The 14,671-nt window shown below is 37.3% G+C and carries 14 protein-coding genes; 1 reads left to right on the top strand and 13 read right to left on the bottom strand.

Features of this window, described 5'->3' with window-relative positions; genetic code table 11:
- Nucleotides 1-35: 35 nt before the first annotated feature.
- The 9 genes from C1N55_RS07835 to C1N55_RS07795 all read right to left on the bottom strand — a co-directional run bounded on the left by C1N55_RS07835 (nucleotide 36) and on the right by C1N55_RS07795 (nucleotide 9,656).
- Nucleotides 36-1,811: an ATP-binding protein gene (locus tag C1N55_RS07835; RefSeq protein ID WP_137728301.1), complete on the bottom strand. Its 1,776-nt coding sequence runs from the start codon at nucleotides 1,809-1,811 to the stop codon at nucleotides 36-38.
- A complete protein-coding gene (locus C1N55_RS07830) occupies nucleotides 1,804-2,520 on the bottom strand; it encodes a response regulator transcription factor (protein ID WP_137728300.1) in 717 nt (238 codons plus the stop codon). The genes C1N55_RS07835 and C1N55_RS07830 overlap by 8 nt, the downstream gene beginning before the upstream one ends.
- Before the next feature lie 243 nt (nucleotides 2,521-2,763).
- Entirely contained in the window at nucleotides 2,764-3,954 is a 1,191-nt protein-coding gene (gene ccsB, locus C1N55_RS07825; RefSeq protein ID WP_137728299.1) for a c-type cytochrome biogenesis protein CcsB, read from the bottom strand.
- Complete coding sequence (locus C1N55_RS07820; protein ID WP_137728298.1) at nucleotides 3,951-5,609, bottom strand: cytochrome c biogenesis ResB family protein; 1,659 nt, start codon at nucleotides 5,607-5,609, stop codon at nucleotides 3,951-3,953. Before C1N55_RS07820 ends, ccsB begins: the two co-directional genes overlap by 4 nt.
- 5 nt (nucleotides 5,610-5,614) lie before the next feature.
- A complete protein-coding gene (resA, locus tag C1N55_RS07815; protein ID WP_137728297.1) occupies nucleotides 5,615-6,160 on the bottom strand; it encodes a thiol-disulfide oxidoreductase ResA in 546 nt (181 codons plus the stop codon).
- A gap of 107 nt (nucleotides 6,161-6,267) precedes the next feature.
- On the bottom strand, nucleotides 6,268-7,002 hold the full coding sequence (locus C1N55_RS07810; protein WP_137728296.1) for a pseudouridine synthase: 735 nt from the start codon (nucleotides 7,000-7,002) through the stop codon (nucleotides 6,268-6,270).
- Between the two features lie 253 nt (nucleotides 7,003-7,255).
- Nucleotides 7,256-8,209, bottom strand: coding sequence for a D-alanyl-D-alanine carboxypeptidase family protein (locus tag C1N55_RS07805; RefSeq protein WP_137730581.1), 954 nt, complete (start codon nucleotides 8,207-8,209; stop codon nucleotides 7,256-7,258).
- Nucleotides 8,210-8,317: 108 nt separating this feature from the next.
- On the bottom strand, nucleotides 8,318-8,908 hold the full coding sequence (gene scpB, locus C1N55_RS07800) for an SMC-Scp complex subunit ScpB (RefSeq protein WP_137728295.1): 591 nt from the start codon (nucleotides 8,906-8,908) through the stop codon (nucleotides 8,318-8,320).
- Nucleotides 8,883-9,656, bottom strand: coding sequence for a segregation/condensation protein A (locus C1N55_RS07795; RefSeq protein WP_137728294.1), 774 nt, complete (start codon nucleotides 9,654-9,656; stop codon nucleotides 8,883-8,885). The genes scpB and C1N55_RS07795 overlap by 26 nt, the downstream gene beginning before the upstream one ends.
- A gap of 101 nt (nucleotides 9,657-9,757) precedes the next feature.
- On the opposite strand from C1N55_RS07795, the gene C1N55_RS07790 reads away from it, so the two are divergent.
- Nucleotides 9,758-10,282 (top strand): DUF309 domain-containing protein, encoded by a 525-nt coding sequence (locus tag C1N55_RS07790; protein WP_137728293.1) that lies wholly within the window; start codon nucleotides 9,758-9,760, stop codon nucleotides 10,280-10,282.
- 41 nt (nucleotides 10,283-10,323) lie between these two features.
- On the opposite strand, the gene C1N55_RS07785 is transcribed toward C1N55_RS07790, so the two are convergent.
- From C1N55_RS07785 to C1N55_RS07770, 4 genes are all read right to left on the bottom strand, one after another.
- A complete protein-coding gene (locus C1N55_RS07785) occupies nucleotides 10,324-10,695 on the bottom strand; it encodes a GNAT family N-acetyltransferase (protein ID WP_137728292.1) in 372 nt (123 codons plus the stop codon).
- Between the two features lie 229 nt (nucleotides 10,696-10,924).
- Nucleotides 10,925-12,241 carry a diaminopimelate decarboxylase gene (gene lysA / locus C1N55_RS07780; RefSeq protein WP_137728291.1) on the bottom strand — a complete coding sequence of 439 codons (1,317 nt, stop codon included), beginning with the start codon at nucleotides 12,239-12,241 and terminating at the stop codon, nucleotides 10,925-10,927.
- Between the two features lie 110 nt (nucleotides 12,242-12,351).
- Nucleotides 12,352-13,815: a spore germination protein gene (locus tag C1N55_RS07775; protein ID WP_137728290.1), complete on the bottom strand. Its 1,464-nt coding sequence runs from the start codon at nucleotides 13,813-13,815 to the stop codon at nucleotides 12,352-12,354.
- Complete coding sequence (locus C1N55_RS07770) at nucleotides 13,812-14,603, bottom strand: SigF/SigG family RNA polymerase sporulation sigma factor (protein WP_137728289.1); 792 nt, start codon at nucleotides 14,601-14,603, stop codon at nucleotides 13,812-13,814. The genes C1N55_RS07775 and C1N55_RS07770 overlap by 4 nt, the downstream gene beginning before the upstream one ends.
- Nucleotides 14,604-14,671 lie beyond the last annotated feature (68 nt).

Here is a 14,671-nt window from a genome sequence, read left to right as displayed (position 1 = left end):
ACTTCCTGCAAAAGACTCCTTGAAAATTGTTTTTCTTATAAAGGTAAGTAGAAAGTAAAGGTTGTTCCTTTTCCAACCTCGCTATCGACACGTATATTACCTTTATGAGCCTCTACAATATTTTTGGCAATGGCAAGCCCTAAGCCTGTGCCGCCCTTTGAACGAGTCCTTGCTTTATCTGCTTTATAGAAACGTTCAAATACATAAGGTAAATCTTCCTGAGGAATCCCTTCCCCAGTGTCTGCAATTTGAATTTTCGCATAGGAAAGTTCTTGTACCAGCGATACGGTAACACTGCCTTCAGTAGGTGTGTGTCGTATAGCATTATCTATCAAGTTAGTAAGGACTTGTTCAATACGGTCTTCATCAATACTAATCAGAACATTTTCATCAAGACCAGTTTTGAATTGCAATTGAACTTTCTTTTCCTTCGCCACTTGAGTAAATTTTTGCGTAATACGTTCAATCACATGAACTACCTCAACTTCATCTTTGAAAAGCGTCGTATGTCCATTTTCCATTCGAGCTAAATCAAGTAAATCATTTACAAGGCGACCCATTCGCTGTGATTCATCATAGATAATACGAGTGATTTCATTTCGTTCTTCCTCATCGGATACAACATCATCCAGTAAGGCCTCCGAATAGCCTTGAAGCATAGCAATAGGTGTACGAAGTTCATGTGATACATTGGCAATAAAATCTGAACGTAATTTTTCCAAACGTAAACGCTCCGTCATATCTCGAATAACAGCAATCGCACCGCGAATGGATTGTTCACTGTTTTTCAACGGGCTAATCGTAATTCGATAATAGGAACCATCAATTTCAATATCTTCCTCTAGTTTATCTTCAAAGCTTAATACATGCTCCAGCATTTCAAAGACTTCCTGAGGCATTGGGTGATCCGTTTCATTTTTCTTTCTGATAAACCATTTTTGAAGTAATTTTTCTGCCGGAGGATTGCTGAGAAGTATGGTTTTATCTCGATTAAAGGTAATCACACTATCCGTCATGGATGTTAACACACTTGCTAATTGTTCTTTTTCCTGATTGATTACTTCTAAATGATGCTTTAATTGTCGCCCCATCTGGTTAAAGGCTACAGCTAATTGCCCGATTTCGTCATTTTGCGTTGTTGGCAGGGTTTCATCGAATTTCCCTTTTGCTAGCTCAAAGGCATGCTCCCGCATTTTACGTAGTGGCCATGTAATTCGGGAAGAAAGGAAAAAGGCGAAAAATGTTGTTAGCACAAAGGCGATAAAAGCTGAAAGAAAGACAATTTTTGTTGTTTCTTGGGATGTTTTATGAAGTGCAGTTGGATTTTGATAGATAAAAATAGCACCATGAAACTTATCATCACTTTTTAGCGGATAGCTTAAAACAATATATGTTTCCATTTTACCTTCTTCTATTTGGGAGGGTAAAATCATGCGATCTAATATTGGTTCAGTAGACTCAAAAATTTCATTAAAATTCTTATTTTTTAATATACTATTTTGTATTTCAGTACTATTAAGACCCGTCTGAAAAGCAGATACTACTTCTTTCTCCTGGGAAACAATAAAGGCATTTGTATCTTCCGTAATCATTTCATTAATAATCTCGTCAGTTAACTGTTCCAGGTCATAATTATCAACGATACTCGCGATAGTTGAGGCGGTTTGTCTTAAGGATATATCAGCTTGCTCCTGATGATAATCTTCTAAAAATTCCAGCATGAGAACTGTAAAGACGAACAACACAAACGAAACGAGAAGCAATATGGTTAACCATAGCTTCCCGACGATACTGCTCCATATCCTATTCATTCACAACCTCAAATTTATAGCCTACGCCCCAAACTGTAACAATCATTTTTGCAGCATCTTCTGATACACGGTTTAGCTTTTCACGTAATCGTTTCACATGTGTATCAACTGTACGTAAATCACCGAAGAAATCATAATGCCATACTTCCTTTAATAATTGCTCGCGGTCGAAAACTTTATCTGGTGCTTTTGCCAAGAAGTACAGTAGTTCATATTCTTTTGGCGTTAAGTTAACTTCTGTACCGTCCGCAGACACACGATGAGCATCATGATCGATTGTTAAATGTGGGAATACCACTAAATCTTTTGAAGTAGACGGACTTGAAACGGGTGAAAATGCCGAAGATCGACGTAAAATAGCTTTCACACGTAAAATCACTTCACGAGGACTAAATGGTTTTACTATATAATCATCTGCTCCAAGTTCAAACCCTTGTACACGGTTTGCTTCCTCACCCTTTGCAGTCAATAATATGATTGGTGTTGTTTTCTTTTCACGCAGTTCCTCACATACTTGCAGACCATCTTTTTCAGGCATCATAATATCTAATAGAATACAATGATATTCTTTTTCTAACGCCATTGTGAGAGCCATTTCACCATTTTCAGCTTCATCTACTTCGTATCCTTCACGTTCAAGGTACATTTTTAATAAGCGGCGAATACGATCCTCATCATCTACTACTAACACAGAAATATTTTCAGACATAGGTTTTACCCCTCTCATTCTTTCTCTTTCCTATTGTACAATTTCACGTATAAAATTTAAAGAATATATTAGAAAACTTAACTTGACACCAAGTGTTAATAGTATTTTTAGAGTACTTGGCTAATCGCTATACCTTTAGCGATTAGATTTAGTTGCACTAATATGGATAAGAAAGTTTTATACATTCTTTTTGCCTAAAAAGAAAGTTCTCCCCATATATGAGAAGAACTTTCGTTCATAATTTTACGCTGCGTAAGAGTGTAAACCTGCAATAACTAAGTTTACAACGATTAAGTTAAAGAGAATAATTGCAAAGCCGATAACCGCAAGCCATGCTGATTTTTTCCCTTCCCAACCTTTTGAGAGACGTAAATGTAGGTAAGCAGCATAGAATAACCATGTAATAAGAGCCCAAACCTCTTTTGGATCCCAGCCCCAGTAACGGCCCCATGCTTCCTGTGCCCAAATCATCGCAAATACAAGTGCCCCTAATGTAAATACAGGGAACCCGATCAATACTGAACGATAGCCCACTTCGTCTAATAAGTTTAAATTAACTCTCTGCACTAAAGGATGCAGCATATCAAGAATGCTTCTTCGAGTAACTAACCGAATGATTAAATACAGCACTGTTCCAATTACAAATGCCCAGAACACTGTAGTTAATTTTTTAGCATTGATAACAGCCGGCATTTCAAAAATTGGATCCATTGTATTTTCTGTTAATAACGTATAGTCATTCATACCAAATACAGCCGGCATATAGTATGTGATTTCTTTTTCACTATCTTGCGTATCAATATAAGTAAAGCTTGCTTCATAGCCAATCCCTTTAAAGATAACCGTTGCAAGAATAAACCCTACTACTAAAACACCAAAGTATAATACTGCTTCCATCCAAAAACGACTTTTAGACTTCTTTTTCGGATTAACTGATTTTAACAAATAGACTAATCCTGCCACAGCACTAATTGCGAGAATCGATTGGCCCATTGCTGCTGTAATAACGTGGATTGTTAACCAATAGCTTTGAAGCGATGGAACAAGTGGATCCACATCATTTGGGAACATCGCGGCATAACCAATAATTAATATAGCAACCGGTAGTGCAACAAGACCAAGCGCAGTTAAACGATACATATAGTAAATTAATATAAACGCTGCAATAATGAACATACCGAATGCAGTTGTAAATTCAAACATATTACTTACAGGAGCATGTCCTTTGTAAATCCAGCGAGTAATAAAGTAGCCTAAATGAGCCAAGAATCCAATAATCGTAACGATTAAGGCTAATTTCCCCCATTTGTCTGCACGCTTTTCTGCTCCGTCTGGCTTAGTACCTTTAATAGCTCCACCAAATAGTAATGTCCCAACCAAGTAGGCAATAAAAGCTACAAAAAGTAAGTTGCCACTTAAACTAATTAAACTCATAAGGTGCTGTCACCTTCCTTTTCTTTTTCATCGTCGAGATCATCTTCTGACTGGTCAATGTATTTAGGGAGATGAGCAGATGCTGTTAGTGCATCTAAATCTTTCTTAATACCAAACCAGTTTTTGTTTGTATGTGCGGCTAGACGAATTGTGCCATCTTCTAATTGTTCCACCCATATACGACGGTGATTCCAATATGAACCGATTGCTACCCCAATCATGAAGATTGCTCCACCGATTGCTAAAAATGGAATTGAACTGTCTTTATGAACTGTCAGACCAGACATATTTCTTGTTTCAACGCTGTTAAATGCCATTTTATAGGCATTATCACCGTTTGGCTCAATTGTTTGCTGAATAGCTACAAAACTTACTTCACCCTCAGGTTTTTCAGGTGTCGTCATCTTAAAGATAAATGCTGGATTGTTTGGTGTTGGTGTTGCTGTCTGCGGTTCACCATCCTCAAATCCAGAGAAGTCAGGATAATAGCCTAATAATTGAACTTTAGTCTGTTCGTTAATGACATATTCATCTTGTGGGTTCGCTAAGTCCACACTAACCGCACCAAGTGACTCCCCTGTTTCTTTATTTGTGAGTTCAAAATTCATTGTTTTGATCTCATTTAAACGGAAATCCATTTGGTAGAATGAATAGCCTTCATGTTGCAATGGATGATTCACTCGAATCGAATATTCTTTCACTAACTCTAGATTATCTGCCTTACCCGGAACAGCATCTTCAGCTTGTTTATATAACTTAGCATTAGTTTGATAGTTTTTTGCTACGACGTTAACTCCTTGTAGCTCTTGATTTTCCGTCGCCTCATTATCATGCAATTCCAAGATAAACTCTTCATTCTCTATAAAGTAGCCTTCCATGCCAGGTACTGCACGCATTTCACCTTCCCTAACCCACATTGCTTCATCTACATAGAATCCAGGTACAAGGCGTAGCATGACAGCAGTTAGGAAGATAATTAAACCAACGTGATTTATGTATGGGCCATAACGAGAAAAGCGGCCACGCTCAGCAAGAAGTGCATTGCCATCACGTCGAACTTTGTATTTTAGCTTTTTCATGTTTTCTTCAACTACATTCAACGTTCTGGCAGAATCACCATCTGTAATTGGTCCTTCTGAAATAACACGTTGACGTTTCATAAAGCTTGCATGACGTTTTACACGCTGATTTTTAAGAGAACGATGTAATGGTATTCCTCGGTCAATACTTGCAACGATAATTGAAATCGCTAGCATCCCAACCAATATTTGGAACCACCAAGAACTATACACGTTAGAAAGTCCAAGTTCATAGTATAGCTTCCCTAAAGAACCGTATGTTTCTTCATAGTAGATTGCTTTTTCTGCTTCAGTTGAAACACTAATATAAAACTCTTGAGGGAAAATCGTCCCGATAGATGCTGCGACCAGATTAATGATAATTAACGATATTCCTACTTTTACACTCGAGAAGAAATTCCATATCTTATCAACAATCGATTTATTGCGCGTTTTTGAACGAATGGCCGCACCATCGTATTTCATATCGAGGATTTTACTCATCTTAGCTTCTTCTGTCAGTGGTCGACCACACTTTCCACAAAGCTTGGTACCTGATGGATTTTCATGACCACAAACACAAATAATTTTTTCCATATAAATTACTCCTGTTCTGGCTTAATTGATTCCATATATGAGGCGATCTGCTTTTCGCTCATTTCACCAGTAATGATTTTTTCAACTTTACCCTCAGGATTGATTAGGATTGTTGCTGGTAATAAATCAACATTGTATGCCGTCATAACAGCTTTTGTTTTATCAATAGCAGCTGGGAAGTGAACATCTAAGCTTTCAAGAAATTTCTTCACTTCAAATTCTGTTTGAGCAATATTGACTGTTAACACTTCAACACCTTGCTCTTTATAATTGGCATATTGACGGGACATTGCCGGCATTTCTTTTTTACATGGTTCACACCAAGTTCCCCAGAAATTTAAGAAGACTCCTTTGCCCTCATAATCCGAAAGGCGATGTTTTAAACCGCTTTCATATAAATCCACTAGTTCAAATTCGGGTGCTTTGTCGCCAACTTGCAGCACCTTCACCTTGTCATTAGTCGCAGAAGTATAGACTGTATATACGATTGCTGCTAAAAGAACAACGAGAATAACACCACGAGTTATCGAACGTTTCTTTTTTTTATCCATTTGTGTTTCCTCCCCGAAAACTATACAATCTTTTTTATTATAGCAAACTAAAAAAACTCATTTGCTATTGTTTTTGACTGATTTATGAACGTTTTCACGGCCTCTAATTATTCGATCTTCCCCGTATCAGAAAGTACACGAAGCAATTTCACTTCATGTTTTGTTAACTCACGATATTCACCTGGCATTAACCCAGCTAAATCAAGGAAAGCAAAACGTTCACGTTTTAATTTCACAACTGGTGTCCCAATCGCTTCAAACATACGGCGCACCTGGCGATTTCTACCCTCATGGATTGTAATCTCACAAATGGCTTTTCCAGCTTTTTCATCAAAAGATGTCATACTCACTTTAGCAGGTGCAGTTTTTCCGTCCTCTAGTTTGATACCACGTTGCAGCTTTTTCAGTCCATCAATTGTAGGCACACCTTTTACACGAGCTATATACGTTTTGTCGATTTTAAATTTAGGATGCGTCATTTGATAGGAGAATTCACCATCATTGGTTAATAGCAATAATCCAGATGTATCATAATCTAGTCGTCCAACTGGGAAAATACGTTGGTGCACATGTTTTTTAAAGATATCCGTTACCGTTTTTCTTCCTTTGTCATCTGTAACAGCAGAGATAATTCCTCTTGGTTTATATAGTAAGAAGTATACTTTATCTTCTTTTTCAAGCTTGACGCCATTTACTTCAATTGTGTCCGAGTTCGAAACCTTCGTACCAAGTTCTTTTACCACTTTACCATTTACTCTCACTTTGCCTTCTTGAATTAATTGTTCTGCTTTACGCCTTGAAGCAACTCCAGCATAAGCTATTACTTTTTGTAATCTTTCCATTGTTCCACCTCATTCATCCGTGTAAGCACATTAAAGTCTGCCTAAAAATTATGTCATATTCTACCGTATTATTAAAGAAAAACAGCTTATTCCAAAAGTTGTTTAATAATTTTGAAAGAGTTTTGTGAAACACTCAACCCAATTATTTAACTTAATCCCTTTCATTTTTCGACAATTTTCTCTAAGTATACAAAAAATAAGACTGCTCTAAACGCAGTCCTAAAACTTAGCCAGATTTAATAGTACTTCAAAATTATTTTACATTTACCCTTGTTGCATATATGCTTTCATCATTTAACATAACATGCCAAATTCCAAATTGTCCTTGTTTTCTTGATAAATGTAGGACATTTCGTACTTCTTTCGCTTCTTGTTTATTCAAAAGGATGGAAATTGGCTGCGTTAGTTCAACCGCTTTATCGTTAGTTGCCTGATATTTTCCTTTATCTGCAACTGTGACATACTCATAATTATCAAAAACTTTATTTGCAAGCCCTTTATGTACTTGCCAATCATTTGATTCACTTAAGGTAACGACAATCACCTTTTTGTTATCCTGTTCAAAATACGTTGCCAATGTTCTTCCAGCAACTTTAGTAAAGCCCGTTTTCCCGGATACTGCCCCAACCTGCTGACGTAGTAATCGGTGTTTATTTTGCCAAGTTACGCCTTTTGATGGCTCTTTATAGTTAATTGTTGAAGAAATCTTTTTAAACGTTTCATTTTGCATGGCAATTCTTAGCATTTGTGCCGTATCATAGGCAGAAGATAGATGGATATCGTTATGCAAACCAGATGGATTTGTAAAATCAGTATTATTTAAACCATATAAATCCGCTTTTTCATTCATCAAATCAACAAATCCCTCAATTGACCCTCCAGCATGTTCGGCTAACGCAAAGGCAGCATCATTACCCGATCTAAGCATTAGCCCATAAAGTAAACTTTCAACAGGTATTTTCTCTCCAGGCTCTAGATAGATAGATGAACCCTCACTTAGGGCTGCTTTTTGAGAAATAGTTACTTCATCATCCAATTCACTGTTTTCAATCGCTATAAGAGCTGTCCAAATTTTTGTCAAACTGGCAATTGGCATACGCCCATTTGGGTTACTTCCTTCTAACAACCTTCCTGTTTCTGCATCAATAACAGCATAGGAAGCACTTGCTGCTTGAGTAACAGAGAAGAATACGACCATCATACACATAAACGCAAAAAAGACTTTTGCAATTTTTTTCAACAAGCCACTCCTTTTTTAAATCAAAATTACATGATTTCATCCAGACATCCTAATAATCCTGATGATTGGAGATAATTATTCCTGGGATTTGAACGCTTCTTGGAACTTGGTCATAAATAAATCCGTTTCTTCATTTTCATCCACTGTGTTTGCTTCTGGTAATGGAGGAAGCTCGGTTAAATCCTTCAAACCAAAATAATTTAAAAATTCCTTTGTTGTTCCATAAAGAATCGCTCGCCCAGTCCCTTCTGCTCTTCCGACTTCTTGCACAAGCGCTCTAGATACAAGGGTTTGAATTGGCCTTTCACTCTTTACGCCTCTTAAATCTTCAATCTCTGTTCTAGTAATTGGCTGCTTGTACGCAATTATTGCCAACACTTCAAGTGAAGCAGTAGATAACACCTGGCTATTGGGATTTTCCACTAGCTTTTTAATCGTATCTGCCAATTCTTGCTTCGTTGTCAGCTGGTACGTACCCGCAAGAGTTTTCAAGGTCACACCTCGTTCTTCTGCTTGGCTGTAATTTGTTTCGAGCTCACTTAAGGCTGCTTCGATTTCCATCAAATCCACTTCCAACAATTGGGAAAGTTGCTTTGCGGTCATTCCTTCATCTCCAACTACGAAAAGTAGTGCCTCAATTTTACTCATCAAACTGTTCAAGTTCATCGCCAACATCCTCCTTTTGTAAAGTCACTGTTAAATCTTCGAAGTTATTTTCCTGCTCTACAAAAACGACATGGCGCTTCATTAGCTCGAGTAGCGATAAAAAAGTTACAATTATTGTAGACTTATCTTCATATGGGAATAGATCGGAAAATTTAGATTTACCACCATTGAGTTTCAATGAATCAATTACAGCAATCATTTGGTCTTTCACAGAAATTTCTTGTCTTGCTACTCTTGTAGATAATGGCTTTTTTAGTTGTTTACGACGCAGTAGCTTCTGAAGAGCACTTAACATATCGTATACGTTGACATTCATATCAAAGAGTGCAAGCTGTTCATCTGGAACAAAGCCAGACAAATCACTAGGTGGTCTTGTAAACACTTGGGCACGATTTTCTTCGAGCTCCTTAAATTCTACGGCTGCTTCTTTATACTTTTTATATTCGATTAATTTTGTTACGAGCTCTTCACGAGGGTCTGGTCCATCTACTTCAAATTCTGTCTCTTCCATTTCACCTTCATGTATTGGGAGAAGCATACGACTTTTGATAGCTAGTAGTGTTGCAGCCATCACCAAATACTCACTAGCTTCGTTTAACTCTAATTCTTTCATAGCGTGAATATGATCAATATATTGTGATGTTAGTTCTGCCATTGGAATATCATATATATCAATTTCCAAACGATGAATTAAGTGCAATAATAAATCAAGAGGTCCTGTAAAGGCTTCTAATTTTACTTCATACATGTGTCAACCACCTGACGTTTGTTCGTTTTCTTTTATATTATAGAGTATGTGTACCTTATGTATTTTAAATCAAATTTTAGTAATAAGGAAAGAGGATTGTTATGCATCCATTGTTTCATCCATTATATGTAGATTTTTGTACATATTTTAACGGTAATCAAGATTATTTTGAATGTCACGAAGCATTAGAGGAATTTTGGAAAATGTACGCACCCGGCGATAAAAATCATCCATTGGTAGGATATGTCCAACTTGCAACTGGCATGTATCATTGGAGACGCAACAATACGATTGGTGCTATGAAAATATTAAAAAAGGCCATGAAAAACTTTACTGAGAATCAAACATCACCCTTTTTTGAATACATTGATTACGATAAATTATGTAAAAACTGTGAGATTAGCTTGAAAGCTATTGAGAATAGCGAACACTTTAAAGCGTTTCAGCTCGTGTTGACGAATGAAACACTAGATTCATTAGTAAAAAAGAAAATTAAAGAGCTCCCACCGTTGCCCAAAGACTTTCTCCTTCATAAACATATGCTGCGCGATCGTACAGATATTCTTGAAACACGCAACAATCGTAAACTTGCTTTAGCACAAAAAAGAAATAATAAGAAGCCTTAGATTTGATGTCCAGGAAAAAAAACAAGAAAAAGAGGCTGACGTTACTTAGAATCGTCCGCCTCTTCTACTATGGGTAAACATTTTTCTATAAAAGGTTTTGTATCTTCACTTGCATTAATCTCTTTGAATTGCCCTGTATTTAATAATTCCTTCAGCATTGTAATGGCTATCCCTTCTCCTCTATAAGAAGGAACAACAGTAATGTGTTGAATTGTAGCAACTGAATCCTCTTCCCGTACTCCTACAATGCCAATATATTCTTCATCTTTTTTCCATAAAAATAAATGCCAATTGTCTTTTTCTTCATATGAATGAATTGTTTCCATTAAATGCTTTACGTCCTTCTCAGAAGGCATAAACGAAAGCAAGCCCATTGCTATTTTTTCAAAAGATTTTTTATAGCGTATTAACATGAATAACATTCCCTCGTTTTCTATCAGTACAACATCTTTAAATATACTACATGATTTGAAGAAAGGAAGCAACTTTATTACCATTTATTAACAAAAACTTCATTTGCGATAAATTATTAATCAACAAATACATATGGAATTAAGATAAAAAGATAGATCAGTGCCCAAATTATACTTAGAACTATTAAGATTCCAAGAAGCTTCCATTTTGATATTTTCATAAACTAACTCACCCTCTTTTTAGAGATAGCGGGAGATCGTTTTGAATAATATTTTCGTAGCTTTCTCTATTAATTGCCAATTGATGTTGACCTTCCTCTACAAATACTACTGCTGGTCTTGGGATACGATTATAGTTAGAAGCCATTGAATATCCATATGCACCTGTACAGAAAACAGCCAAAATATCTCCAGGTTCCGTATTTTGCAATAACGCGTCAATAATTAATTTATCACCGGATTCACAAAGTTTTCCAGCAACTGTGTAAGTATTCGATCTTTCTTCATTTGCCTTATTAGCGACAACCGCCTCATATTTTGCATCATAAAGTGCTGGACGGATATTATCACTCATTCCGCCATCCACTGCTATGTATTCGCGAATATTCGGAACGTTTTTTTGTGAACCAACTGTATATAGAGATGTCCCAGCATCACCAACAAGCGAGCGTCCTGGTTCAATCCAGATCTCTGGCAGATTTAAGTTTAACTTACCAGCAAAAGCCTGAACTGTTTCAATCATCTCTTTGACATATTCTTGCGGTTCAAGAGGTTTGTCCTCTTCCGTATATCGAATTCCGAATCCGCCACCTAAGTTTAATACCGTACAACGGAAATCAAATTGCGCCTTCCACTCACTAATTTTTTTCATTAACTTTTCAGCAGCTAAACTAAACCCATCTGTTTCAAAAATCTGGGAACCAATATGACAATGTAAACCAAGAAGATTTAGATATTCATGGTCTTTTACTTTTAGAAACGCTTCATCAGCTTGTCCATTGTTAAGATCAAATCCAAATTTTGAATCTGCCTGCCCTGTTGTAATAAAGTCATGTGTATGTGCTTCTACTCCAGGTGTTACTCGTAGTAAAATGCGCATTGGTTGTTGTTTTGCTTCAGAAATCTCTTTTAAGAGGTTGATCTCATGAAAATTATCTACAACAATGCAACCTACTTTTGAATCAAAGGCAAGCTCTAATTCAAAATAAGATTTATTATTCCCGTGAAAATGAATTCTTTCGGAAGGGAAACCAGCCTGGATAGCTGTATATAACTCTCCACCAGAAACTACGTCCAATGAAAGGTTTTCTTCTTTAGCAAGCTGATAAATCGCAATACATGAAAAAGCTTTTGAAGCATAGGCTACTTCAGCTTTGACCCCTAATTTATGAAATGTTTCGATAAATCCGCGGGCACGCTCTCTGATTAGCTCCAGATCATAAACGAAAAGTGGAGTGCCGTACTCTTTAGCAAGCTCTACAGAATCCACTCCACCAATCGTTAAGTGACCATTTTCATTTACTGTTTGTGTTCCAAATAAATGCATCTTTCCACACCTTTCGTTGCGTTCGAAAAGAGGGAATCTCCCTATTTCCGCTATGATATATACCTTATGATGAACTTTATCATAGGTACAATTTTAACGCAACGGCACTTTTATGCACGTTTTCGTTGCTTTGAGCCAACAATATACGGTCTAATTGCATCATCAGCCATTGGGAAACGAATAAATATACGAGCAAATGCTTTTGGGAAGAATGGTACAAGTGGCCACATGTAAGGAACAGTCATTGGCTTTAGTGCACACAAGTAGGAGAATATGATCCATATCGATATAAAGAATCCGCTAGGCCCGGCAGCTACTGTTGCAAGCAGGATGAAGAATTGGAAATATTTCACTGCTGTACTTAGCTCGAAGGTTGGGATAGAGAATGAGAAAATCGCTGTTACAGCAGAGTAGAGGACAACTTCCGGAGAGAATAATCCTACGTCAATTGCGATTTGTCCGATAATGATCCCGGCAACCAACCCCATGGCGGTCGATAGTGGCGTCGGCGTATGGATTGCTGCTATTCGCAAATATTCTAACCCTAAATGGGCAATGATGATTTGTAAATAAAGAGGAATAGTTGACTCCTCTTTCGCACCTATAAAGTCCAGTGCTTCAGGTAAATATTGTTCATGTGTGGCTAATAAATACCAAATAGGTAATAATGCAAGACTGAAAAACGCTGCAAAATATCTTAAAAATCGGTAGGTTGTACCAATTAGTGGTGCTTGACGATACTCTTCAGCATGTTGTAATAAATGGAACATGGAAATGGGCATAATCATAACTGAGGGAGAGGTATCCACCACAATGGCGATATGGCCTTCAAGTAAATGTGCCGCAACAATATCAGGTCTTTCCGAGTAACGAACAAAAGGAAGAGGGTGAAATTTCTGTTTAAAAATCCATTCCTCCAGGGATTTATCCGCCATCGTTAGACCGTCATGCTTTATTTCCTTCAGTCTTTTATTCAACCAGTCTAAATGCTTTGGATTCACAAGATCCTTCATATAAGTGACGGCAATGTCGGTCCGTCCAAGCGTCGTTATCTTACGTAGCTCAAATCGTAATTGGGGATCACGGATACGACGTCGAATTAATGCAGTATTTAACATAATGTTTTCTGCAAATCCATCACGTGATCCTCGAATTACTTTTTCGTTATCCGGTTCATCAGGCTGACGACCAGGATAGCTACGAAGCTCCAGTAAATAGCCAAAGCCGTGTGCTGTGATGAAGCCAACCTGGCCACTCAGCACACCTAAGATAAATTCATCTCTGTCCTTAGGCTCAGACTTCCCATAAAAATTAAAATGGTCATCAAAATATTTAGCCTCATCTTTAATCTCAATTTCATGATGCTTTTCATCATCATAAGTATGAGTGAAGAGAGGCGTCAATTGAACCGTAAGTGTAGCTGCATCCACGAGCCCACTTATATAAACACCAAGTACTGGTAAGCTTTTGACATGTAGATCCTTGATACATACATCAAAGGATTCGTCTTTTCCAAATTTACTGTACAGAAAATCTTTTGCTTCATCAATTGATGAAAAAACTTGATTACTCATTTACTCACCGTCTTTTTAGTAGTTCGTGATGAATTGGTTTCCATCCAAGACTTAAGTTGCGCTAAAATCTTCTTTTCTAACCGCGAAACTTGAACTTGGGATATCCCTAACCTTTCTGCAATATCGGTTTGAGTTAAATCTAAGTAATACCTTAAATAAATGATTGCTTGTTCTCGCTTGTCCAACTTCGTCAGAACTTCCTTTAGTGGAATATATTGAAATGGAAGCTCTGATTTTTCATCCTTCATTTGATCCATTAGTGTGATGGAGTCGCCTTCACTCTCAAAAAGCTGTTCGTGTAAAGAGGCTGGATCCCGCATTGCATCTGTCGCTACGAGCACTTCATCCGGAGTTACACCTAAGATGTCAGCTAATTCTGAAATGGAAGGCGGCTTTTCATTGGTCTTTAAAAATTCGTCTGTTGCATGACGAATTTTATAATTTAGCTCGCGGATTGATCTGCTCACCTTCACCATGCCGTCATCTCTTAGAAATCGTTGAATTTCTCCAATAATCATCGGAACAGCGTAGGTTGAAAATTTTACATCATACGATAAATCGAATTTATCTACAGATTTCATCAATCCGATACAACCAATTTGAAACAAATCCTCAAGCTCTACTCCACGAGAAGCAAAGCGTTGAACAATGGACCAAACGAGCCGAGTATTACCTTCAATCATTTGTTTTCTAGCTTCTACATCACCTATTTGCGCTTTTTCAATCAGCCCGCGCATTTCCTCTTGTGTCAACAAAACATTATTGGACGGCTGTTCGATTGTCCTCATCCCCCTAACTTCTATCAAATACCACCGTATTTGCGTCCACATAAAATTGATAGTTCATTGCAATTGTT

The organism is Lysinibacillus sp. SGAir0095 (assembly GCF_005491425.1).
In the GTDB taxonomy this organism is placed as follows: Bacteria; Bacillota; Bacilli; order Bacillales_A; family Planococcaceae; genus Ureibacillus.
Note: the sequence above shows the minus strand (reverse complement) of the source record. Positions and strands in the feature narration are given on the sequence as shown.

Bases quoted from the DNA above. Each gene is read 5' to 3' on its own strand.
- resA (WP_137728297.1), bottom strand. From the start codon at position 6,160: ATGGATAAAAAAAAGAAACGTTCGATAACTCGTGGTGTTATTCTCGTT.
- C1N55_RS07790 (WP_137728293.1), top strand. From the start codon at position 9,758: ATGCATCCATTGTTTCATCCATTATATGTAGATTTTTGTACATATTTT.
- scpB (WP_137728295.1), bottom strand. From the start codon at position 8,908: ATGAACTTGAACAGTTTGATGAGTAAAATTGAGGCACTACTTTTCGTA.
- C1N55_RS07805 (WP_137730581.1), bottom strand. From the start codon at position 8,209: ATGTGTATGATGGTCGTATTCTTCTCTGTTACTCAAGCAGCAAGTGCT.
- C1N55_RS07830 (WP_137728300.1), bottom strand. From the start codon at position 2,520: ATGTCTGAAAATATTTCTGTGTTAGTAGTAGATGATGAGGATCGTATT.
- C1N55_RS07810 (WP_137728296.1), bottom strand. From the start codon at position 7,002: ATGGAAAGATTACAAAAAGTAATAGCTTATGCTGGAGTTGCTTCAAGG.
- C1N55_RS07775 (WP_137728290.1), bottom strand. From the start codon at position 13,815: ATGAGTAATCAAGTTTTTTCATCAATTGATGAAGCAAAAGATTTTCTG.
- C1N55_RS07820 (WP_137728298.1), bottom strand. From the start codon at position 5,609: ATGGAAAAAATTATTTGTGTTTGTGGTCATGAAAATCCATCAGGTACC.
- C1N55_RS07770 (WP_137728289.1), bottom strand. From the start codon at position 14,603: ATGAGGACAATCGAACAGCCGTCCAATAATGTTTTGTTGACACAAGAG.
- ccsB (WP_137728299.1), bottom strand. From the start codon at position 3,954: ATGAGTTTAATTAGTTTAAGTGGCAACTTACTTTTTGTAGCTTTTATT.
- C1N55_RS07795 (WP_137728294.1), bottom strand. From the start codon at position 9,656: ATGTATGAAGTAAAATTAGAAGCCTTTACAGGACCTCTTGATTTATTA.
- C1N55_RS07835 (WP_137728301.1), bottom strand. From the start codon at position 1,811: ATGAATAGGATATGGAGCAGTATCGTCGGGAAGCTATGGTTAACCATA.
- lysA (WP_137728291.1), bottom strand. From the start codon at position 12,241: ATGCATTTATTTGGAACACAAACAGTAAATGAAAATGGTCACTTAACG.
- C1N55_RS07785 (WP_137728292.1), bottom strand. From the start codon at position 10,695: ATGTTAATACGCTATAAAAAATCTTTTGAAAAAATAGCAATGGGCTTG.